Consider the following 21861-nt stretch of genomic DNA (forward strand, 5'->3'; position numbering starts at 1 on the left):
TTCGAGATCGGGGAATATAACACTTTCAGTAATTCCCTTCTGAAAAAGCGATTTCTGAAAAGAGTCTATTTCTTTTTTTCCGATCGTTATTCGTGTTAGGCAATCTTGGGGGAACTCTTTCGCTTCGTGCACTTTTTCCATGGAGTCCATGCCTTTCCCAAACCCGATTATCCCCTTGACCCACGTTGCGAGTTCTGCTATTAAGATGGCATGACAAAACGTAGCCCTTCTGCCAGCCCCGAGTTCTCGGTTCGCGAGTTCTTCCAGCGCTTTCCTGATGAGCAAGCCTGCCTCGATCACATCATGACTGTGCGCTTTGGCGGCACGATGATGGATTGCCCCAAGTGTGGTGCGGAAAGCCAGTTCCACAAGCTGCGTGAGCGCCGCGTGTATGCTTGCCCGCACTGCCTTCACCAGATCGCGCCCACGGCTAACACCATCCTGCACGACACGCGCACCCCGCTCGTTTCGTGGTTCTATGCCATGTATCTGTTCTGCACGACGCGTCATGGCGTGAGTGGCAAGGAACTGCAGCGACAGCTTGGTGTCACGTACAAGACCGCTTACCGCATCGGACAGCAAATCCGCGATCTGACGAGCAAGGCGCAGGGCTTTGACGCCCTTCTGGCTGGCCATGTCGAACTCGATGAAGCCTATGTTGGCGGTCGCCGTTCGGGCAAGCGTGGTCGCGGCGCTGCTGGCAAGACCATCGTCATGGGCCTTGCTGAACGTGATGGTCGCATGAAAGCTGTGGTTATCCCTGACGTTAAGAAGGACACGCTGCGCAACGTGGTGCTTGATAACGTGGAACCCGGTTCGGTCGTCTCGACTGACGAACTGGTGTCCTACGGCTTACTCACCGACGATGGTTACACGCATGGCGCTGTGAAGCATGGCAAGAAGGAATATGCCCACTACGATTACCGCTCAGGCGAGACGTTCCACGTAAACACCGTGGAAGGCTTCTGGAAGTTGTTCAAGGCTTCAGTGCGGTCAACCCATGTGCAGATCAGCAGCAAACACATGCAGCGTTATCTGGACGAGTTCACTTTCCGCGCGACGAACCGGAACCGCGTGAACGGGATGTTTGACCTTCTGGTAGGGGCACTGTGATGCGCCCGACCATTGCTTCAAACTCGGACAGATCAGCAGGGCCAACGCCACTAGCCTCCGCTTGCAAAACGAAGTCGTCTAAGCGCCCATCACGCAAAGCGGCTGCTAAGGTTAAGCGTTCCAATTCTTGTCCTCTCGTTATGATCGAGTGGGAGGATAGTGCGCAGCCTATCCCGAATTGGTCTTATCTAGCATCTTTTGAGGCCCCTGGCACTATCCGGTGCGCGTCGGTAGGCTGGCTTATCCGCGATGATGAAGTGAAAGCCCTTGCTCCGAACATGGGCGCATTGGACGACGCAAACAGCGTGCAGGTTTCCGGTGTGATCCAGATACCCGCACGCTGCGTTATTGCGGTCACTCGGCTTGCCGAGCCTGACCTTACTTCTTCTTATTGCCCTTAGTCTCGTCCTGCGAAAGCACCGACGCAGCAAGCGTCTTCGCGTCCTTCGCAGTAGGCTTCTTAATGCCGGACAGCACCTTAGAGGCCAGTGTCGAGACCTTAGGAGATGACTGCTTCTTAGCCATTCCTTAGGTTCCTTTTGACTAGAGGAATCTTGGTGTGGTAAGATCGCGCCGTGAACGAGGCGAAAGCCCCGAACACGGCGGACCGTCAGCTTAGTCTAACAAGACGGCTTGCCACATAGGGATACTCTACTTTCTAGCTCGCAGGGCTGAGATGGGGTTTGTTCCATGCTGAGGAGGGTGTTGGCGCACCCATATCAGCGGCGTCTGAGCCACCAGCGGAAGCGCTGCGTGGCTCATTCTCTTTCGGCCCGTACTTCTGAATGATCGCGCTAGCCTTATCGCGATCAATCAGGGTCCAGCCAGACTTCCCATGTGCTTGAACATCAGCGCTTCTGGATAGAAGCGCGCCAAGCGCATTGACCTTGTTCTTTCCGTTGACCTCGTGCCCCATACTCTCAACGAACGCCACGAGATCGCGCGTTTTCAACATACAACCATTGATGTAGAGCGCCAAGATCGAGAGTACGACCGACTTGCGAGTTGCCTCCGTGTAATCGTCAATTTCAACAGGGCCACGGACTGGCTGAGGCTTCGATGTGGCGGGTGAAAGGTGCCCATCTCGCGATGGGCCAAGCCGCAAGGCCGGTGGATTATTCTGCTCCTGCGCAGCCTCACCATAAGCGGACAGCATCGCGCGCACAGCCTCAAGCTTGCGCAGCAAATCAGCTTCTTCCGCCTTTAGCTCAATAGTGATGTCGCGAATCGCCATTCGGCCCTCCGGTTACTGCGGGGAACCTTATGCCTCAAAACGCCATGTGGTGAAAGAGCTTTGTTGCGTATCACATTATTTTGCGGCGTTCTTGAGCGCCTTGCTCAAACGTGGGTCAGGGGGATAATCGGGTTCCCAAATAGTGCAAAGACCCCCCGTTGCGCGACAATTCTTGCTGAATTATGTGTTCCGTGTATCATTACCGGTTTTGTTGCGCGTATATTTATATCGGTAGATGGTGCGTAAGATTTTATTTCTTCGCAATTCTCGTCCAATATATCACCGTCGAAAGAGATGTGATTTAGCGATGCTTTGTTCCAAGACTTTGGATCACACATCCAAAGGGTCGCATCAGATAGGGGGGAATTATTGGTTTTATGTCTCTTTGCTCCCGATAGTGCAAAATATAACGCGACGAACGGGCTTTCTGACCAATCTAATAAACGTGTAGGTATTCCATAATGCTGCATAAAAAACAGCATTCTCCAGTCACTGGAGAAGTTTTCTCTAACGAAAGGTGGGGATCTTTGTGAAAATATCGAAGATACCTTTTTTTCTATATTCAAAATCGTTTCTTCAGTGGCCTTAAATCTTGTTCTTTTTATTGAAGGCTCAAGTTTATAAGAGCTGTTATTAACGCCCCTATACCAAACTATCTCTCTGTTGCTCTGATAATCTTCGATAATTTCAAGAAGTTTAGTTAAAGATTTTGGCTCGTGAACTTTTATTTTCGTCACGTGACGCTCCGTAACAGAATTTTCAATTTTGTGCTAAATTTTGCTCATCAGGTCAATGACATGGTCACTTTCCTACACCCCCAACCATGCGATAAATGATCCGGTTCACCCCGGCGTGTGATCCAGCGCACGCCGGTCCTCTTCGCGGGCGCCTCGGCGCCGGAGCCAGGGAGTGAACCATGTCCCACGATCAGCAGTCCAGTCCCTCGAACCCGGACCGGGGCGAGCAGGGCGAGAGGTATCCGACGCGCTTCGGGCGCGGGTGGATACCGGCGGAGCGCGACATCGGCCTGCCGGGCGAGGTCTTTTCGAAGAGTCCTTGTGCGGGCGCGGCGCTGCCTGCGGGCGCTCCCGAAAAGTATGGGGAGCGCGAGGGCGATGGCCCTCGCATTCATTCTTCCTCTTTCTCCTGTGTGCGCCACGACGATGGTTCGTGCGATGTGGCCAGCGGTCCCGGCTTTCGCCGGGATGACCTTGGGGGCCGTCCGGCCTCGGGGTGGGACGGCGAGGACTTCGCGGCGGCCTCGACGCGGGGGTGGGATGCGGGGCGCAAGGTTCGCTTTCTGCATGCGCTGGCGCTGAGGGGCGACGTGCGGGCGGCCTGTGCGCGGGTGGGGATGTCGCGCCAGTCGGCCTACGTGCTGCGGCGGCGCGACGGCGATTTCGCGCGGGGCTGGGCGGGCGCTCTGGTGCTCGCGCGCGACCATGCCGAAGAGGTGCTGGCGACGCGCGCGCTCGACGGGGTGGAGGAGGCGGTGTGGTTTCACGGCGAGCAGGTGGGCGTGCGGCGGCGGCACGATGCGCGGCTGCTGCTGGCGCATCTGGCGCGGCTCGACCGGCAGGCCGAGGCGCTGCTCGGGCTCGACAGCGGCGAGGAGCTGGCGGGGCGCTTCGACGAGGTGCTGGCGATGGTCGCGGGGACGCGGCCCGAGGCCGCGTTCTTCGAGCGCGACGACCTGATGGGCGCGCAGCGCTCGGCCCTGCCGCTCGAGCGCCACACCTTCGCCAATGCGGTGAGCGAGGACATGGAGCGGCGCGGCAGCGGGCGCTATTCGATGTCGGGGGTGGGCGCGGTGGAGGAGCCCTGCGGCGAGGATTGCGGCGTCGAGTGCGGTGGCGATTGCGCGGGGGGCTGCGGGGAGGAAGCGCTGCCGCCCGGCTTCACCGAGGACGGCGGCTTCGACTGGCGGCTGGTGCAGGGCCTCGCCGGGGAGGAATGGGACGCCTGGCGCGGCGCGGCCTTCGGCCTGGTCGACGCGCTGCTGGGGGCCGGGCAGGGCGATGCGCGCGGGCTGGGGGCGGATGGGCAGGGGGCTTGTCCTCCCGACTGCGGCCCGGAGGCGGCGTGCGATGCGGGTACTGACGCGGCCCGTGATGCCGGCTCTGGCGGGGCCAGTAGCGCGGGCTCTGATGCGCAGGGGCCGGGCGCGCTGCCACCCTACGAGATAAAGTCGCTGGAGGGGCTTGCCTGCCTTGCCCCGGACCGTGTCATCGGTGTCAACCTCGCGGGCGCCATGCGGTGGGCCGTGTCGCCTCGTGAACACGAAAACCCCGGTTTCCCGCGGGTTTCGCAGGCCGTTTCACATTTCGTCGATGGAACCGCGCGGTTCGTCGCTAACGGTGTCGAATCGTCGATGAGCCGGGAACGGACTTGGCCGCTTGCTGTTATCGCTGTGAAGGCTGGCGCGGCCTGTCCCCCACCCCCCCCTCCGGCTGCGCCAGCCGACCCCCTCCAAGAGGGGCCGACGAGAACCGAGAGACGGGCATCGGCGCGAGAACGCGCGAAGCTCCAAAGGTCTCCGCTTAACGGGTTCCTTCGGGTCGCGAACGTTACAGCAGTTTCAGGATGAATGGTCGCCAGCGCCTGCGCCTCCCGCGAGGAGAGGCGGGCAAGGCGGGCAGCGCGCTCAGTTGTCGGCGAGAAGGGCCAGCTCGACGACGCCCGAGCCGCGGCGGATCAGGCCGAGTTCGCGAGCGGCGGCCTTGCTGAGGTCGATCACGCGGTTGCCGTGGAACGGGCCGCGGTCGTTGATGGTGACGACGACGCTCTCGCCGTTGGCCGGGTTGGTGACCTGCACCTGCGTGCCGAAGGGCAAGGTGCGGTGCGCGGCGGTCATCGCCTCGGGGTCGAAGATCTCGCCGCTGGCGGTCGGGTTGCCGGCAAAGCGGGCGCCGTAGTAGCTGGCGCGGCCCTTGCCGTAAGCCTCGAACTCGGGCTCGGCCTCGACGGGCAGGGCCTGGACCACGGGCTGCGAGACGGTGAGTGCGCCTGCGGCGTTTGCCGAGGTCGCCTCGGAGATCGCTGCGGCAGCCGCGACGGGGGCTGCGCTGACGGGAGCGAGCGCGGTCTCGGCGATGGCCGATGCGTCCGCGTGGACCGGTCCGGCGAGGGGCAGCGTAACCAGCCCGGCCATGACAGCGATGTATCCGAAACGATTGACCGGCAAAACTGACCCCACTTCGCCGTTGACGATGGACAGGTTCCTAGAGGAGCGGGGTTAACGTGGCGACTCTTGCCAGGGCGGCTCGTCGTGGACTCGCAACGCTTGGCCGGGATTCGTGGAACGAATGCGACGGTCGGAAATGCGCTTCGTAAACGCCGGATGCACGAAGGCCGGGCAGCGCATGAGCGCCCCCGGCCTCGCAATATATGGTGATCGTCAGGCGCTCCCGGCCCCATTTCTGGGGGCAGGTGCCTGTAATCGCGGGGTTACTTGCCCTGCTGGGCGAGCAGGCGCAGGCGCAGCGCGTTGAGCTTGATGAAGCCCGCGGCGTCCTTCTGGTCGTACGCGCCGGCATCGTCCTCGAAGGTGACGTGACGCTCGGAGTAGAGCGAGTCGGGCGACTTGCGACCGACGACCTGCGCGAGGCCCTTGTAGAGCTTGAGGCGCACGGTGCCGTTGACGCGGGCCTGCGAGTGATCGATCGCGGCCTGCAGCATCTCGCGCTCGGGCGCGAACCAGAAGCCGTTGTAGATGAGCTCTGCATACTTGGGCATGAGCTCGTCCTTGAGGTGGGCCGCGCCGCGGTCCAGCGTGATCTGCTCGATGCCACGGTGCGCACGGGCGTAGATCTCGCCGCCCGGGGTCTCGTACATGCCGCGCGACTTCATGCCGACGAAACGGTTCTCGACGAGGTCGAGACGGCCGATGCCGTGCTTGCGGCCAAGGTCGTTGAGCGCGGTGAGCAGCGTGGCGGGGCTCATCGCTTCGCCGTTCAGGGCAACGCCGTCACCCTTCTCGAAGTCGATGGTGATGTACTCGGGCACATCGGGCGCATCCTCGGGGTTGTCCGTGCGCGAATAGACGTAGTCGGGGGTCTCTTCCCAGGGATCCTCAAGGACCTTGCCTTCCGACGAGGTGTGCAGGAGGTTCGCGTCGGTCGAGAACGGGCTTTCGCCGCGCTTGTCCTTGGGGACGGGAATCTGGTGCTGTTCGGCCCAGGCGATGAGCGCGGTGCGCGAGTTGAGGTCCCACTCGCGCCAGGGGGCGATGACCTTGATCGAGGGATCGAGGGCATAGGCCGAGAGCTCGAAGCGGACCTGGTCGTTGCCCTTGCCGGTCGCGCCGTGCGCGATGGCGTCGGCGCCGGTCTCGCGGGCGATCTCTATCAGGCGCTTGGAGATGAGCGGGCGCGCGATCGAGGTGCCGAGCAGGTAGTCGCCCTCATAGCGGGCATTGGCGCGCATCATCGGGAAGACGAAGTCGCGCACGAATTCCTCGCGCAGGTCGTCGATGTAGATGTTCGCGTCGGGCAGGCCCATGAGCTTGGCCTTCTCGCGGGCCGGCTCGAGCTCTTCGCCCTGGCCGAGATCGGCGGTGAAGGTGACAACCTCACAGTTGTAGGTGACCTGAAGCCACTTGAGGATGACGCTGGTGTCGAGACCGCCGGAGTAGGCGAGGACGACCTTCTTGATGCTGTCGGACATGGGTGCGCGTGCTCCGCAGAGAAAGGGCGGTGGATATGGGACGCGCGCCTATCAGCACGCGCCCCTGTGCGCAATGGTTCACAGCGCACCCCATAGTGCGCCAATCGCGCCCCTCAGCGGCGGCGAAGTGCCGTTTCAGCTGCAGTCATGTAGTCTCGGGTAATCGGAAGCGTGCGGCGCAGACGGGTGTACTGGATCTGGTAATTGCACATCGATCCACTCTCGAACGCTGCAGTGGCCCCTGCCAGATAGAAAATCCACATGCGGTAGAAGCGCTTGTCCATCAGCGCGATGATCGCATCCTTGTTCTCGACGCAACGCTTGTACCATTCACGCAAGGTGAAGGCGTAGTGCAGGCGAAGATTCTCGACGTCGGTTGCGATCATGCGGAATTTCTCGCTCGAGGCGACGGTTTCGCTGAGTGCGGGGATGTAACCACCCGGGAAGATGTACTTGCGGGTGAAGGCATCTGTCGTGCCCGGTCCGCCCATGCGGCCAATGGTGTGCAGCAACATGACACCTTCGTCCGTGAGCAGTTCGGCTGTGGACTTGAAGAACTGATTGAACTGGGCCTGGCCGACATGCTCGAACATGCCGACCGAAACGATGCGATCGAACTTTTCGCCACGTTTGGGCAGTTCGCGGTAATCGACCAGCTCGTAGGTGACCCGGTCGTCTACGCCAGCCTCCTTGGTGCGCTCGCGGGCAAGTGCGAGCTGTTCCTCGCTCAGTGTAATACCAACGACCTTGATGTCGTAGTTTTGCGCCAGATAGATCGCCATGCCACCCCAGCCGCAGCCGATGTCAAGCACGCGTTGTCCAGGCTCAATGGCAAGCTTGGCGGCGATATGGGCGAGCTTGGCCGTCTGCGCCTGTTCCAACGTCATCCCGTCCTCAGGCCAGTATGCGCAGGAATATTGCATGTGGTTGGTATCTAGGAACAGCTTATAGAGCGCATTGCCGATGTCGTAGTGGTGAGCGATGTTCTTCTTCGCGCTTGCAGCTCTGTTTATCCCGTCAACGAGGGTGACCAGCTTGCCGGTTGCGGTCTTGAAAGCGGACTTCTCCTTGACCTCGCCGCCACGGTCCCATGGTGCGTTTGCACGCAGGAGCTGTACCAATTCCATGATGTCGCCCTGCTCGAGGACCAACTGGTTATCCATGAAGGCCTCGGCGGCGCCGATCCGAGGATCGGTCAGGATGCGGCGCTCGGCAGACTTGTCCCTGAGGCGGATACTTACGTCCGGGTAACCGGGGGACGGTGTTCCGAAACGCTTGCTGCTACCGTCGGGGCGATGCACCTCGAGAGTGCCTTTTCGCACGCCGCGTTCGAGAAATTTGTCGAGTAAGGCCATCGTTTCCAGTCGGTTATAAACGTGTTGGGAAGAGCGTAGAGTTCTCGCCAGCTGATTGGCGAATGACCTTGGCGGGCGATTGTTTCATTCGCGTGCAAGGAAGAGAACGTCGCGTTCTTGCGGAACGAGATGCTGGCCTGAATCAACGTAGACAGTTTCGCCGCTCGCAAGGACGCCGTCCGCCATAAACAGCGCCGTCTTCGCAATTTCGTCGGGATCGGTTTTGCGCGCCAGCAGGTTCATGCGATGTGATAGCTCTGTTTCGGCTTCGGATTGATCGTGGCTGGCGAGTATCGCGCCGGGCGCGATGCCGTAGATGCGATCGGCAGAAGTCGCCCGCGCCATGGACAGCATCGGAATGGTTGCCGATAGCGCGTGTTTGCTCATCGTGTAGGAGAAGAAGTCCGGATTGGGATTGACCAGCTTTTGGTCGGTAACGTGGATCAGGCGGCGTCCGGTCTTGGCGCGGGCGTGGGCAAGAAAAGTTTGTCCAAGCAAGGCTGGCGTGGCCGCGTTCACCTGCATGGCCGTGGCAAAGGTCGACGGATCGATCGCTTCAGCACTGTCAAGATCGAAAACACCGGCGCAATTCACCAAGACTCGCCAGTCTGGCAGACGCGCAGCGAGGCTGCGGATCATTGCGGGACCATCGTTCCAGTCATTCAGCTCGCAGGAGAAGGTCTCTGCGTTGGGCAGCTGTGAGCACAAGGCTTCAGCCTGATCGCGTGACCTTCCGTAGTGGATTACGACGTGCCAGCCAGCATTGCCGAAGGCTTGGGCAATGGCTGCCCCGATGCGTTTGGCACCGCCAGTCACAAGCATCGCGGGGCGTGGGCTCATGCTCCGGCTATCCGCGACAGTGCGGAAGACATCATTGAAGAAGGCAATTTCGAAAGCGTCTGGCACGCGGGTTCGCTGAGGCGGTGCTCCGGCTTCGGGCAATCGGTGCTGCACTGTCGACTTGTCATCGCAGCTATAGAAAGCATAGCCGTGAGGTTGAGGAAAGAGCCGTGTTTCCCAAAGTTTGTCGTGTCAGTGCCGCATGCTGCAACAGCCGAGAATGGCAAGGCGCGCCTTAGTGGTACGACGCACCTTGCCGAATTCCGGCTTATCCAATGCAGGAAGATACAAGCCTCTTCAGACTGGCTGTTACCGGCATTTGATGTCGCCGCGATCAATTTCGCGGCCGAGGACGCCGCCCAGCGCACCACCCAAAAGTGCTCCAATCGTGCGATTGCCATTGCCAGCAAGCTCGTGTCCGGCAAGCGCACCTACGCCGGCGCCGATCAGCAGGCCTGTGGTGCCGTTATCCCGCTTGCAGTAATAGCGTCCGTCGCGCCCGCGCCAAACGTGCGAGTTGCGCGTGATGCGGCGCGGCTCACGGTAGCGTCCGCGCGAATCGTATCGCGCGTGGTGGTCGTTGTGGCGGTCTTTGGCGCGGCGTCCATGGGCCGGCGCGTGACGGGGCGGATCGGCCATGACTTCACTGGCCGCAAATTGAGCCCCTGCAAGTACCAAGGCAAGCGCCGCCAAGGTCCGTTTCATGTTGTTGTCCTTTCGAGTTTGCAGCATTTGAAATCTGTGACACGCTCTGTGCGGCTTGCGGTCTCAACGCGACATGAACCTGTTTGTTCACCTTTGGCCATATCCCCTTTCTCGCGACGAGACGTTGGACCAACGCCATGAAACGATTGCATTCCACTGGGCGTCGGTTGACTGGGTAGTGGGTATCAAGGGGCTGAATCAATGTATCTCGATCTAGTCGATGTCTTCGCTACAGGTAGCTTGACCGGCAATCCGCTGGCCGTCGTTCGTTCCGGTGAGGCATTGGATGGAGCGGCGATGCAAAAGCTGACGCGCTGGTTGGGTTTCTCCGAGACGGCTTTTCTACTCCCACCGCAAGACCCTGCCGCAGACTATCGAGTGCGCATTTTCTACCCGGCGGGCGAACTTCCATTCGCGGGGCACCCGACTTTGGGCAGCGCTCATGCTTGGCTTGGCGCAGGCGGCGTGCCGAGGCGACAGGGGCGGATCATGCAGGAATGCGGGATCGGCCTTGTCGAGATCCGGCAAGAAGATGGTCTGCTTGGTTTTATGGCGCCGCCGCTGCGTCGGTCCGAGGCGCTCGATGCGGCGGACCTTGAAGAAGCCGTGCGCTTGACTGGTGTCGAGCCAGCGGTAGTGGTGGCGGCAGTCCATGCGGATAATGGTCCGGGCTGGAAGTTGCTTCACCTGGCATCCGCCCACGATGTCTTGTCAGCCGAGTCGGCAGCACGGGGGAAGGTTCCCACCGACGTCGCCTTGCTAGGACCTTACCTTTCCGGAGAAGGCGGGCAGGCTCGTTGGGAAGTTCGCGCATTCTTCGCTGATGCCAACGGCCGGCTATGTGAGGACCCGGTCACAGGCAGTCTCAATGCGGCTGTGGCTCAGTACCTGTTTGCAGCCGGGCTGGAGCATGATCAGTACTTTGCAGCTCAGGGGCGCATGGTCGGTGCAAGCGGTATGGTGTGCTGCTCGCGTGATAGCCAGGGGCAAATCTGGGTCAAGGGATTGGTTCGGACTGTGTCTTCAGGAGGCGTTCTCACACTGCCGGGCAGTGTCGTGTGCGGCTGATCGGGGCGTTCAGTGTCGTTGATGACTGTCGCGCGAGGTGGTGCTATCGCCGCCTGTGATCGATGTATGGCGCCATTCATTCATCCAACGCCGCAATTCCAGAAATGACAAGGGGTGGCTGATACCATAACCCTGACCCGCATGGCATCCGAGACTCACCAGCAAATCGCGAACGGCATCTGTTTCGATGCCTTCAGCAATCAGGGCGATGTCGAGGCTGTCGCATAGGACTACAAGTGAATGCACGAGCGACTGGTCGAAGCGGCTCTCGGTGCAGCGCGATACGAAAGAGCGGTCGATCTTGATTTCATCGATTGCGAATTCTCGCAAGTAGCCGAAGGACGTGAATCCGGCGCCGAAGTCATCGATCGACATGCGTACCCCGCCCCGATGGAGGCGTTCGACCACACGGCGTGCTTGTGCCGGGTGGGCTATCAGAGCTGTTTCGGTAAGCTCCAGAATGACACGCTCTGGCGTCACTCCGTGGTGGGTAATCATAGCAAGGACGTTGTCGACAAAGCCCGGGCGTTCGAGCATGCGCACAGAAACGTTGATCGAGATGGAAGTGCCTGGCCAGAGCTCCTGGACAGATGCAAACTGGCCGAGGACTGTGTCCAGACACAAGGTGGTGAAGGGCTCGATCAATGGGGACTGTTCGACGGTACGGATAAGCTGTTCGGCAGGGACCTTCGTCATGTTCGGCGGGTCCCAGCGCACGAGTGCTTCGAAGCCGATCACCGTGCCATCACGTAAGTCGATCTTGGGCTGCCAGTACCAGGATACTGTACGCCGTGCGATTGCGTCTTCGAGGTTCTGCAACATGCCCTTGCGGTCTTGGGCATTGAGCTTTTCAGAACGGTCCGCAGGGGCGAGCCTTACTTTCTCAAGGCCAGCCTTGGCCTCGTACATTGCGTTGTCGGCGGCCGATAGTAGGGCTGCAGGCACGAAGCCCTGTTGGGGGCATAAGGCCATACCTAAAGAGCCTCCGACATAGAGGACGCGGTTATCGTGGATTACCGGCTGTTCGATCAGTTGTACGATCTTGTCGCCCATTGCCATTGCGGCATCGACCGTCGCGATATTCTGCAGCAGCAAAGCGAACTCGTCGCCGCCCAGGCGTGACACTGTGTCGACTTCGCGTAAGTGCGTACGCAGGCGCCGCGCCACGGTTTGCAGCACGACATCTCCCGCTGCATGGCCAAGGCTATCGTTGATCTCCTTGAACCGATCGAGGTCGATCATCAGAACAGCGAAACAGTCTCCACTGCGCTTGGCTCGGGCGCATGATTGCGCGAGGCGATCGAAGAACAAGGTGCGGTTCGGCAGGTCTGTCAGCGGATCGTGCAGGCTGCGGTGGGTAAGTTCCTCCTCGGCGCGGCGAACGTCCTGCCTATACTGTCGCCAGGCAATGCCTTCCTCGATAGACGCAGCAACCTTTTCCGGGCAGAGGAACCGCTTCGTTAGGAATTCGGTCATGCCAGACTTGATGGAGTCCGCCGCGATCTGCGCACTGCCATGGCCAGTGACGGCAATGATTGGGCAGTCAGGATCGACCTGTTCGTGTATCTTTGGAACTAGATCTCGCCCGTCGCCGTCACGCAGGCCAAAGTCGAGAAAGACGATGTCGAAATGATTTTCCTCATCCTGCATGATCTGCATCGCTTCGGCTTGTGAGGCAGCCTCAACGACATTCACGTCGCGCGGGCAGGTGCGTAGCATGCGAACAAGCTTTTCGCGATCGACATCATCATCATCAACAATAAGGGCGTTGATTTGCCCGTTTTTATTGTCATCCGTAGTGTCCGGAAGTGTAGGGGAGGGTTCGCTATCATCCATGACGACCTCAAGGAAGTTTCTGGGTCTCGGTATATTTCTCTATGAATTTAGCAAGTTTCGCGAACTGTGGTCCGACTGCGGATTTTACCATGTAGCCAGCGACCTGTTCATTGTATGCGCGCGCCTTGTCTTGGTCTCGTGCCGATGTGCTCAGAACGAAAACTACTGTCCGCTTCAGTTCCGAGTCGCGGCGCAACGCGTGCAGGAACTGGAAGCCATCCATGCCCGGCATGTTGAGATCAAGCAGCACGATGTAGGGTTGCTTGATGCGCTTTTCGGGATGCGTCCCGCGGAGGATCTCAAGTGCTTCACGACCGTCACTCGCGGTGATCGTCGTGCATGGCACCTTGTGACGCTGGAATGATCGCTGCACGCCCTCGATGGCGACATCGTCATCATCGATAACCAGGACGCTGCAAACGTCCTCCTGGCTTAGGCATTCAAGCATCATCAAACTCTTTCAATAGGATCCTCGGCCAGTAGATGTCGAAACGCGCGCCGCCGAGCGTTCCGGGCGACGTCACGTTGATCATGCCTCCGTGGGCGTTGATCATACGTCGGGTAAAGGCGAGGCCAACGCCATCCCCATCGGCTTTGGTGGAGCCGCGATGGAACAGCTTGAAGATCCGCTCTTCGGTTCCTTCGGGAATGCCTTGGCCATCGTCCTCGACGGTGAAAACGGTGAACCGGCCGTCCTCGACGACTCGGATTGAAATGACGCCCTTGGTGTCGCCGTGGTGCTTTATTGCGTTGCTCACGAGATTGCGCAGTGAGGTTGCCAGCGGGGCAGGCGGCGCGCGCAGTGCCCCGGCCTCGACATTGACTTCGACATGGAAGCTGTCGGGAATAGTGCATAGCGCCAGGGCGTCCTCGATCAGGGTGCGTGGTTCGATGATTTCCATGTGGGGATCGCGAACGCCAACCCGCGCATATTTAAGCAGGTCGTCAATCATTTGTTCCGCTCGCTGGATGCGCACCGCGATCCGCTCGAAGTTGTGCAGTACTTCTGAGGATAGCGTAGTCTCGTCGATATCTTCCCGTATCCAGCCCACCAAATCGGCAATTCCACGCAGCGGTGAGCGCAGATCATGGCTCGCAACGTAAGTAAATTCTTCTAGTTGGGCATTGGTCTGCTGGGTCGCGACTTCGGCGCGCTTGCGATAGGATATGTTTGAGACGATCGCCATATAGAGCGGTTGGCTTGCATTCTCATGCCGGGTCAGCGCGATCTCGATTGGGAATTCTTGCCCTGAGCGGTGGAGCCCGGTCAAGTCTCTGCCGGAGCCCATCATGCGGGAACTTGGCTCGCGGGTATAGTTGGCAACCTCGCTTGTATGGCTATCGCGGTACCGCTTTGGTAGCAGGATATCGAGCTTCCGCCCGATCAGTTCTTCGCGCATATAGCCGAATTCGCAGGCCAAGGTCTTATTCACCCTGACGATTCGCTGCTGGCCGTCCACAATCAGAATTCCGATTGGTAGCGTCTCGAAGATCTTGGCGAAACGTCTCTCGGCGGTTACCACTCGCTTGAGGCTGCGGATATACAGCATCGCATGCTCACTATTGTCCTGCGTTAGCGGGGCAAGGGTCAGTTCGACTTCGTGGGCATTGCCCTCGCTGGCGAGCAGGTCGAAGCGGCGGCTCCAGCCAATGCGCGCTTCAATCGGCGTGCGGAAATGAATGTCTATCATCTGACGCAAGGTCTCGGCGTCCTTCTCGCCAAGCCAGACGTAGACGACGCAATGTCTCAGGCTGGTGGTTTCGGCCTCGCCAAGCAGTCCCGCTGACATCGCGTTGGCCCAGACAATCACGCCTGCTTGATCGATTATGATGGCGCCGATCGGCGCGTGCAAGAGGGCTGAGTGAATCGGGTTCTGGCGAACCGTGACAATGCTCACGCGAACTCCTCTTGCAGCGGTCTCGATGCATGGCGCATCGGCACCAAGGAGGAGCCATCCGGTCCACCCAAAATTGGGCCGGAAAGGTATGCGGGATCAGGCAGATGTCGGATCCCGCTGTTCGACCCACGCCGACCTTAGGTCAGGAGCCGTTTGCGGTTGGCAAACTGTTGGCTAGGCGCCATCCCTTAAGGAATGATGGAAAATAGAGCCGAGCGCTCGTATGAGAGTTTTGTCTTGTTTTGAAAGCGATATGTTAGGCGTCGACGAACTTCCCGGCATCACGGTCCTTGCGTACGGCTAGTCCGTCGAAAACAGAGCCATTCATTGTGATCCATACGCCCTCATCTGCCGCCTGACAGCAGGCGAAAGCCATGCCCAGGTTGAATGCAGCGTCGCTTTCGGCGAAGCGGGCCGGGGTTAGTGCACCGCAAAGTACGATGGTCTTGCCGGCGATGCTGGCAAGTGCCTTGGCGGTTTCCGTCATTGTGTCGGTGCCGTGAGTAATGACTACCCGGGTCTCCAGCGCAGCTGCAATGGTGGCTGCGATCAACTTGCGGTCCTCATCGGTCAGTTCAAGGCTGTCCTTGCGGAGCAGTTCGACGATCCTGTAAGGATGCGTGACGCGGGAGACGGCGAGAAGTTTGTCGATCACGGTCTCGGTGATGCTGTACTGGCTCAGGGCATCGAAATACTGCTTGTCGATGGTGCCACCGGTGGTGATCACGAGAATGGGTGTCTTGCTCATGTGGCGCTGGTAACATCGTGCGCAGCAATCGACCAGTGGGTTTGCTGCGCAGAAGTCATGACGGTGCAGGGTACATGGAGTTGATGCCGAAGTCAGGTAGTCGGGGTGACCGAAGCGCCGGGGCGCGGGTCGGGCCAGTCGATCATTGCAACAAGTTCGTCGACGAAGATTTCGCGGTCGACTTCGCTGGGGCGGACCGGACGCAAGAGCATGTCGGAGCGATAACCGGTGAGGGCCGAGATAATGACCCGGGTCAATGTCTCAGAATCGGCCTCCGTGAAACGCGTTGCAAAGAAAGTGCGGATTCCCTTGCGAACCCTCGCCGGCCCGCGCTGGTAGAAGGCATCGGCAATTTCCGGAAAGCGTTCACCCTCGCTCAGGACGAGGCGAAACAGCATGATTGAAGGTTCCCGCATCAGGCAGTTGAGAAAGCGTAGCGCGGCGCGCCGCAACGTGGTGGCCGAGAAGGTCTGGCTGGTCAGTACCTCATCAATGTCGCGGGAGAATTCTGCGACGAGTTCGTCGACAACGGCTATGAAAAGCTCCTCCTTGGACGCAAAATGCGACCACATCGTCGCCTTGGAACAGCGCAATTCGTCGGCGATGGCCGACATGCTGGTCGCTGCATAGCCCTGTTGCAAGAAGGACTCTCGCGCGGCCGAAACGATCGTGGCGCGTTTGCGCAGGCGATTCAGTTCGCGTTTTCCCAAATTCTCTTCCATAGCTGTACTCTTTGGTACACTTTCCATTTGACACATTCAAGCGATAGCACGATAAAAAGTGTACCGATGAGTACAGATTCCTTCCCCCGATTCGCGATAGCTCTGTTATTAGGCGCAACCGTATCGCTGAGCGCTTGCGCGCCGGACCTCGGCCCGCGCCCACAAGTGCGCCCACTAGCTACGCTTGACAGCAGCTCCTCCATTATCGCTACCGGCACCACTCGGGATTGGCCGCAGGAGCGGTGGTGGACTGCCTATGGCGACACCCAACTCCAAGGCCTTGTCGAAGCGGCCTTACGTGATTCGCCGGATTTGGCCACAGCTCTGGCGCGTGTGCGGCAAGCGCGCGGCGCGCTTCAAGCGTCTCGGTCCTCTCTCTTGCCCAGCGTAAACGGGCAGGGCGGGGCGGAAATGGCCAAGCAGAGCTACAATGCAGGGACTCCTGCTACCGCTCTGCCGAAGGGTTGGAAGGACTATGGGACCTTGGCGCTTTCAGCCAACTGGAATCTTGATATCTGGGGGAAGAACCGGGCGCTGCTCGCTGCTGCGACTTCAGCAACGGAGGCCTCTGTCGCTGAACTTCGTCAGTCGGAAATGATCCTCGCCGCCGAAGTCGTATCTTCCTATTTCGATCTCGCACGTCTTGTCGAGCGACAGTACGTGCTGGAGGAGGCACTCAAGGTACGTGAGCGATCGGCTTCACTCACCCGCCAGCGATTCGGACAAGGACTTGAGAACGAGACACCGGTGCGTCAGGCCAATGCAGAGACGGCCGGTGCGCGCGCCCGGCTTGCGGCAAACAGTGAGGCGATCGCCTTGCGGCGACATGCCTTGGCAGCTCTACTTGGTGCAGGGCCAGATCGAACTTCCGAGCTAACCCCAAAGCCGATCGAAAACATCGCGGCAACACCGGTGCCCGCCGATGCGGGCATTGGGCTCGCGGGGCGACGCCCCGATATCGTCGCCGCGCGCAAGCTGGTTGAGGCGATGGACAAAGGTGTAGAATTTGCTGGGAAGTCGTTCCTGCCCGACGTCTCGCTTGGCGGCCTGCTCGGGTTGACTTCGCTTGGCATCGACAACTTGTTTGATAAGGGCAGCGACTATGGCAGCGCTGGAGCCGCGGTTAGTTTGCCGCTGTTCCAAGGCGGAGCACTCTCCGGGCGATACCGGATCGCCCGTGCGGGTTACGATTCTCAAGTCGCCAGCTACAACGCGACGGTGATCGCAGCGCTCCGGGAAGTTTCCGACGCGATCTCGAGCCGAACTTCGGCAGAGCAACAGGAACGCCATGCACGCGTGGCGCGGGACGAGGCCAAGGCTGCTTACGATCTTGCACTACAGCGCTACCAAGCCGGGCTTAGCACCTACATTGTCGTTCTCAGTACCCAGACCAGCGAGCTCGACGCCCGGCTTTCCGCGCTCGATGCCCATTTTGCAACGCTTGCCAGCGAAGTCGCACTCAAGCGCGCGTTGGGCGGTGGCTATACAGACGAAACCAGTGAAAAGGCCTCTTCCGATGAGTGAAAATGCGCAGGATCAGAAGGCGCAGGATCAGGGTGTAAAGACTGAAACCGCGGAAGGCTCGGGTAGCGTGATCGACAAGAGCAAGCGCAAGAACCTGTTGCTTGGTTTCGGAGCAGCAGTCGTTTTGGTTGGCGCAATATGGGGAATTTACGAGGCGTTCATTGCTGAAGGAACCGTCTCGACCGATAATGCGTATGTTGCTGCCGAGAACGCGGAAGTGACCCCGCTGACCTCGGGGCGTGTTGTCGAGGTGCTGGTCACAGACACGCAACCGGTCAAGCGAGGTCAGTTGCTTTTTCGCATCGACGATGCTGATCAGAAGATCGTCTTGGCCGAGGCAGAGGCAAACCTTGCCCGAGCCAAGCGAATGTATGGCCAGTCGCTAGCAAACAACCAGGCGCTGGGAGCGGCGGCGGATGCCAATCAGGCACAGATTAACACCGCCAGGGCAAACCAGGCGGCCGCCAGGGCGGACCTTACCAAAGCGCAGTCAGATTTTGCCCGCCGCAATGAGTTGGCTGGAACCGGCGCAGTTTCGATCGAAGAGCTGACCACAGCACGCCAGGCGCTTGACTCGGCCAAGGCAGCCTATGAACAGGCGCAAGCCTCGCTCAAGCAGGCGCAGGCCAGCGCGGTGAGTGCTCGACGTCAGGAGCAGGCCGCTGTTGCGCTGACCGAGGGCACGACGCTCAAAACGGCTCCAGAGATACAGCTCGCGCAAGCGCAGTATGATAAGGCCCGGCTCGATCTCGAACGTACCGTGGTGCGCGCGCCGATCGACGGGGTCGTTTCCAAGCGTACAATCCAGGTCGGCCAGAAGGTGCAGAACGGCGAGGCGGCGATGATCATCGTTCCTGTCGGGAAACTCTACGTCGATGCCAACTTCAAGGAAGACAAGCTTGGCAATGTCCGCTCAGGTCAGTCGGCCAAGTTGACCTCCGATTTCTATGGTGGCGATGTTGTATATCACGGCAAGGTCGTCGGCTTTTCGGGGGGAACTGGCGCTGCATTTTCGCTGATCCCGGCTCAGAATGCGACCGGCAACTGGATCAAGGTCGTACAGCGCCTCCCGGTACGTATCGAACTCGACCCGGCCGAGCTCGCGGCCCACCCTCTGCGGGTCGGGTTGTCGATGGAGGCAGAGATCGACTTGTCGAGCAAGGACTGATGCCCAGCGCTGCAACTATCGATCCTGGTAAGGGTGCAAGCGTCCGTGAAGGAGGGCAGGACGGCACGTTCTCGGGCGCCAAGCTTGCGTTAGCGGCTTTCGTGCTGGCGATGGCGAACTTCGTCGTCGTGCTTGACATGACTATCGCCAATGTCTCGGTACCTCACATTTCCGGTGGTCTCGCCGTGTCGACCGAGAGCGGCACCTGGGTCATTACGTCCTATGCAGTGGCAGAGGCTATCTGCGTGCCGCTTACAGGCTGGTTGGCCGGACGTTTCGGGACAGTGCGGCTGTTTTTGCTTTCGATTGCCGGGTTCGGCATCTTTTCGGCGCTGTGTGGCTTTGCGACGACTTTGCCTATGCTGGTTGCCTTCCGCATCGGCCAAGGGTTCTGCGGTGGCCCGCTCATGCCCTTGTCACAGACGTTGCTGCTCAAGATTTTTCCAAAGGCAGATCATTCCAAGGCAATGGCAATGTGGGCGATGACGGTTGTCGTCGCACCGATCGCCGGCCCAATTCTTGGGGGCTACATCTCGGACAACTGGCACTGGCGCTGGATATTCTTCATCAACGTGCCGATCGTCGCAGCGGTGTTTTTTGCCTTGGCGGTATTGCTTCGCGATGTCGTGACGCCCCTCCGCAAGGCTCCGATCGATGTAACTGGACTGCTGCTGCTGATCATTTGGGTCGGGGCTTTCCAGATGATGCTCGATCTGGGCCATGATCGCGATTGGTTCAACAACGGTTTGATCTGCGCGCTTGCGGCGATCGCGATCGTGTTCTTCGGCATCTTTGTGATCTGGGAATTGACCGCAGACCACCCCATAGTCGATCTCGCAGTGTTCCGGCATCGCGGATTTAGCGCATCGACCTTTGCATTGATGCTGGCCTTCGGGACTTACTTCTCAGCGGTCGTGATTACCCCGCAGTGGCTGCAGGCAGGCATGGGTTATACTGCTACATGGGCTGGGATCGCGATGGCCCCGGCCGGTGTTCTGGCCGTCTTTGCGTCTCCGTTGGTGCCAAAGCTCATGCAACGTTTCGACCCGCGACTGCTTGTGTTTGCAGGGGTCTCGTGGCTCGCGTTCTGCGCCTATTTGCGCACCTACTGGTCGACTGATTCGACCTTGTGGGAGGTGTCTTTCCCACAATTGATCCAAGGCGTTGGCGTTGCCTTCATGATTGTGCCGCTGACAACAATCGGTCTAGCTGCAGTGGATCCAGAAGAGACGGCCTCGGCCGCTGGTATATCGAACTTTGGCAGAACCTTGGCGGGTGCCATCGGCACCTCGGTCGTGACCACATTGTGGGCCGACCAAGGACGCAAGGACGGGGCCGACCTGGTGGCTGGCATGAACAACGTTGAAGGCACCGTGGTCCAGCTCCAGCACCAAGGCATGTCCACGGAGATGGCTCGTGCGGCGATTGACCGGCTGGTCGAAATACAGGCGCAGGCGCAGGCGACGGTCCACGTGGCGGCCTACTCTGCGGTGGCCTTGATGATTGCTGCCTTCGCGATCTGGTTCGCGCCGCGTCCCCCGAAGGGAACGGCGCCCTCGGCCGGTCACTGACATCTCCACCGGGTCGGCCCCCCCATCGGCTGACCCACCCTGCGCGGCACCGGAACGCGTATCCTGTCGGCCCTGGCAGTGGTAGATGTGTCCCAATGCCGTTGCGTCAGCAGCAAGCAAGCGCGTTCAGTTGGGGCTCGCTCCGCAGTTGGAGAGAACATCTGCGGCTAGCTCTTCAAGCCTTAGCTCGGCGCTTGCCGCACCTGCCTCGACAGCGGCAGCTGGAGCCTGGGGCACGGTCGCGGAATTGCGGTCCTGCGCAAGCGTGCGGCAGCCAACGGCTTGAAGCAGCTTGAGGCCCTTGGCGCCGTCTTCGCCCATGCCGGTCAGTACGGCCCCGATGGTGCTCATGCCCGCGCGAGAAAGTGACCCGAACAGCAGGGTTGCCGAAGGGCGAAACCCCTCGACTGGATCGCGCTCGATCAAGCGTAGCCGTGCTGGCTTGCCCGGTTCAATGATGACGTGGCGGCCGGGATCGAAGGCGATATGGACGGTGCCCGGCTCCAGTTCCGCGCCATCGCAGGCTGCCTTGACCGCGCAGTCGCAATCCTTGTCGGCGCGCGCGATGAACATTTCGGCCAGCGCAGGCTCGGTCTGCAGGACGATGACTGTCGGAGGGCAGTTCTTCGGGTAGTGCCCAAGCACTTCAGTCAGGGCATCGACCCCACCCATCGAAGTCGAGAAGGCAGCGATCGTACCGTTAGGCTCATAGGCGCCGTCCTCCGCCTTGGCGGCCTTGGGGCGCGGTTTGTCGCGAACGTTGGAATTGGCGGCGGCGAGGACAATCTTGCCGAGTTTCCCGACTGTCTTGGCAAATTGTTCAGGGGTTGCTTTCAGCGGCTTGGGAAAGCATTCCACCGCACCCAGTTCGAAAGCCTTGAGCGAGGTTTCGGTGCCGCTTTGAGTAAGGCTCGAAAGCATTACTACCGGCATCGGATTGGTGTTCATGATCTCCTCAAGAAATTCGATGCCGCTCATGCCAGGCATTTCGACATCCAGAGTCACGACGTTGGGTTGAAGCTCGGCGATCTGGTCGCGTGCTTCGGCCGCATTGGCTGCAGTACCTATGACCCTGACATTTTTTGATTGCTCCAGCACATCGCAAAACAGCGCGCGCATCGCGGCTGAATCGTCGACTACCAGAACACGGGCGTCATGCATGGACAAGGTCCTCTCTAATTGTTCCATCCCCCGGGGATGCTGACCTGCCGCATAACCGCGACGGTGCGACGAAATTCCTTAAGCCGGTTAGGCAATTCGCCTGAGAGCGCCACAAACGCGGTGTTGGCATGGCTCTGTCTATGTCGCCCTTGATCCGGGCCAGAGCGGATGAGGTGGACAATGCGAGAAACGAACGATGCGAGATGCGATGACAGGAGTGCCGGCAGGCATTGTTCACCTCGCGACGGACGCA

General features: G+C 59.8%; 20 protein-coding genes. 6 read left to right on the forward strand and 14 right to left on the reverse strand.

Going from position 1 to position 21861, the window contains the following annotated elements:
- The first annotated feature begins 210 nt into the window (after positions 1 to 210).
- The gene (locus I5E68_RS05370) at positions 211 to 1113 is read left to right on the forward strand and encodes an IS1595 family transposase (protein ID WP_197161660.1); all 903 of its coding nucleotides are present in this window, start codon (positions 211 to 213) and stop codon (positions 1111 to 1113) included.
- Between the two features lie 378 nt (positions 1114 to 1491).
- On the opposite strand, the gene I5E68_RS05375 is transcribed toward I5E68_RS05370, so the two are convergent.
- The 3 genes from I5E68_RS05375 to I5E68_RS05385 form a co-directional block, all read right to left on the reverse strand.
- Entirely contained in the window at positions 1492 to 1638 is a 147-nt protein-coding gene (locus tag I5E68_RS05375; protein WP_197161662.1) for a hypothetical protein, read from the reverse strand.
- A 133-nt stretch (positions 1639 to 1771) separates the two neighbouring features.
- Positions 1772 to 2347, reverse strand: a complete 576-nt coding sequence (locus I5E68_RS05380) for a hypothetical protein (protein WP_197161665.1) — start codon at positions 2345 to 2347, stop codon at positions 1772 to 1774.
- A gap of 104 nt (positions 2348 to 2451) precedes the next feature.
- Positions 2452 to 3084: an FRG domain-containing protein gene (locus I5E68_RS05385; protein WP_197161668.1), complete on the reverse strand. Its 633-nt coding sequence runs from the start codon at positions 3082 to 3084 to the stop codon at positions 2452 to 2454.
- A 179-nt stretch (positions 3085 to 3263) separates the two neighbouring features.
- On the opposite strand from I5E68_RS05385, the gene I5E68_RS05390 reads away from it, so the two are divergent.
- Complete coding sequence (locus I5E68_RS05390; RefSeq protein ID WP_197161671.1) at positions 3264 to 4934, forward strand: hypothetical protein; 1671 nt, start codon at positions 3264 to 3266, stop codon at positions 4932 to 4934.
- 57 nt (positions 4935 to 4991) lie between these two features.
- Here the strand turns inward: I5E68_RS05390 and I5E68_RS05395 are convergent, their stop codons facing one another.
- From I5E68_RS05395 to I5E68_RS05415, 5 genes are all read right to left on the reverse strand, one after another.
- On the reverse strand, positions 4992 to 5498 hold the full coding sequence (locus I5E68_RS05395; protein ID WP_197161674.1) for a septal ring lytic transglycosylase RlpA family protein: 507 nt from the start codon (positions 5496 to 5498) through the stop codon (positions 4992 to 4994).
- 296 nt (positions 5499 to 5794) lie between these two features.
- On the reverse strand, positions 5795 to 7012 hold the full coding sequence (locus I5E68_RS05400) for an argininosuccinate synthase (RefSeq protein ID WP_197161677.1): 1218 nt from the start codon (positions 7010 to 7012) through the stop codon (positions 5795 to 5797).
- 113 nt (positions 7013 to 7125) lie between these two features.
- Positions 7126 to 8367 carry an SAM-dependent methyltransferase gene (locus I5E68_RS05405; protein ID WP_197161680.1) on the reverse strand — a complete coding sequence of 414 codons (1242 nt, stop codon included), beginning with the start codon at positions 8365 to 8367 and terminating at the stop codon, positions 7126 to 7128.
- 84 nt (positions 8368 to 8451) lie between these two features.
- Positions 8452 to 9207 carry an SDR family oxidoreductase gene (locus tag I5E68_RS05410; RefSeq protein WP_197164587.1) on the reverse strand — a complete coding sequence of 252 codons (756 nt, stop codon included), beginning with the start codon at positions 9205 to 9207 and terminating at the stop codon, positions 8452 to 8454.
- Between the two features lie 309 nt (positions 9208 to 9516).
- Positions 9517 to 9912, reverse strand: coding sequence for a glycine zipper 2TM domain-containing protein (locus I5E68_RS05415; protein ID WP_197161683.1), 396 nt, complete (start codon positions 9910 to 9912; stop codon positions 9517 to 9519).
- Positions 9913 to 10113: 201 nt separating this feature from the next.
- Between I5E68_RS05415 and I5E68_RS05420 the strand changes: the two genes are divergently transcribed.
- Entirely contained in the window at positions 10114 to 10980 is an 867-nt protein-coding gene (locus tag I5E68_RS05420; RefSeq protein ID WP_197161687.1) for a PhzF family phenazine biosynthesis protein, read from the forward strand.
- Between the two features lie 9 nt (positions 10981 to 10989).
- Here I5E68_RS05420 and I5E68_RS05425 read toward each other — a convergent pair whose 3' ends face one another.
- The 5 genes from I5E68_RS05425 to I5E68_RS05445 all read right to left on the reverse strand — a co-directional run bounded on the left by I5E68_RS05425 (position 10990) and on the right by I5E68_RS05445 (position 16184).
- Positions 10990 to 12816: a GGDEF domain-containing response regulator gene (locus I5E68_RS05425; protein WP_197161691.1), complete on the reverse strand. Its 1827-nt coding sequence runs from the start codon at positions 12814 to 12816 to the stop codon at positions 10990 to 10992.
- A 7-nt stretch (positions 12817 to 12823) separates the two neighbouring features.
- Positions 12824 to 13267 carry a response regulator gene (locus I5E68_RS05430; protein WP_197161694.1) on the reverse strand — a complete coding sequence of 148 codons (444 nt, stop codon included), beginning with the start codon at positions 13265 to 13267 and terminating at the stop codon, positions 12824 to 12826.
- Positions 13257 to 14714: a sensor histidine kinase gene (locus I5E68_RS05435; protein ID WP_323982093.1), complete on the reverse strand. Its 1458-nt coding sequence runs from the start codon at positions 14712 to 14714 to the stop codon at positions 13257 to 13259. Before I5E68_RS05435 ends, I5E68_RS05430 begins: the two co-directional genes overlap by 11 nt.
- Positions 14715 to 14970: 256 nt before the next feature.
- A complete protein-coding gene (locus I5E68_RS05440; protein ID WP_197161697.1) occupies positions 14971 to 15462 on the reverse strand; it encodes an asparaginase domain-containing protein in 492 nt (163 codons plus the stop codon).
- 92 nt (positions 15463 to 15554) lie between these two features.
- Positions 15555 to 16184, reverse strand: a complete 630-nt coding sequence (locus tag I5E68_RS05445) for a TetR/AcrR family transcriptional regulator (protein ID WP_197161700.1) — start codon at positions 16182 to 16184, stop codon at positions 15555 to 15557.
- Positions 16185 to 16250: 66 nt separating this feature from the next.
- On the opposite strand from I5E68_RS05445, the gene I5E68_RS05450 reads away from it, so the two are divergent.
- Genes I5E68_RS05450 through I5E68_RS05460 form a run of 3 tightly spaced genes read left to right on the forward strand, consistent with a single transcriptional unit; the run spans position 16251 to position 20447 of the window.
- Entirely contained in the window at positions 16251 to 17708 is a 1458-nt protein-coding gene (locus I5E68_RS05450; protein ID WP_197161703.1) for an efflux transporter outer membrane subunit, read from the forward strand.
- The gene (locus I5E68_RS05455; protein ID WP_197161706.1) at positions 17701 to 18876 is read left to right on the forward strand and encodes an HlyD family secretion protein; all 1176 of its coding nucleotides are present in this window, start codon (positions 17701 to 17703) and stop codon (positions 18874 to 18876) included. The genes I5E68_RS05450 and I5E68_RS05455 overlap by 8 nt, the downstream gene beginning before the upstream one ends.
- Positions 18876 to 20447 (forward strand): DHA2 family efflux MFS transporter permease subunit, encoded by a 1572-nt coding sequence (locus tag I5E68_RS05460; protein ID WP_197161709.1) that lies wholly within the window; start codon positions 18876 to 18878, stop codon positions 20445 to 20447. The genes I5E68_RS05455 and I5E68_RS05460 overlap by 1 nt, the downstream gene beginning before the upstream one ends.
- A gap of 126 nt (positions 20448 to 20573) precedes the next feature.
- On the opposite strand, the gene I5E68_RS05465 is transcribed toward I5E68_RS05460, so the two are convergent.
- Complete coding sequence (locus I5E68_RS05465) at positions 20574 to 21608, reverse strand: chemotaxis protein CheB (protein ID WP_197161712.1); 1035 nt, start codon at positions 21606 to 21608, stop codon at positions 20574 to 20576.
- Positions 21609 to 21861: the final 253 nt, after the last annotated feature.

Source organism: Novosphingobium aureum, from assembly GCF_015865035.1.
Taxonomy (GTDB): Bacteria; Pseudomonadota; Alphaproteobacteria; order Sphingomonadales; family Sphingomonadaceae; genus Novosphingobium; species Novosphingobium aureum.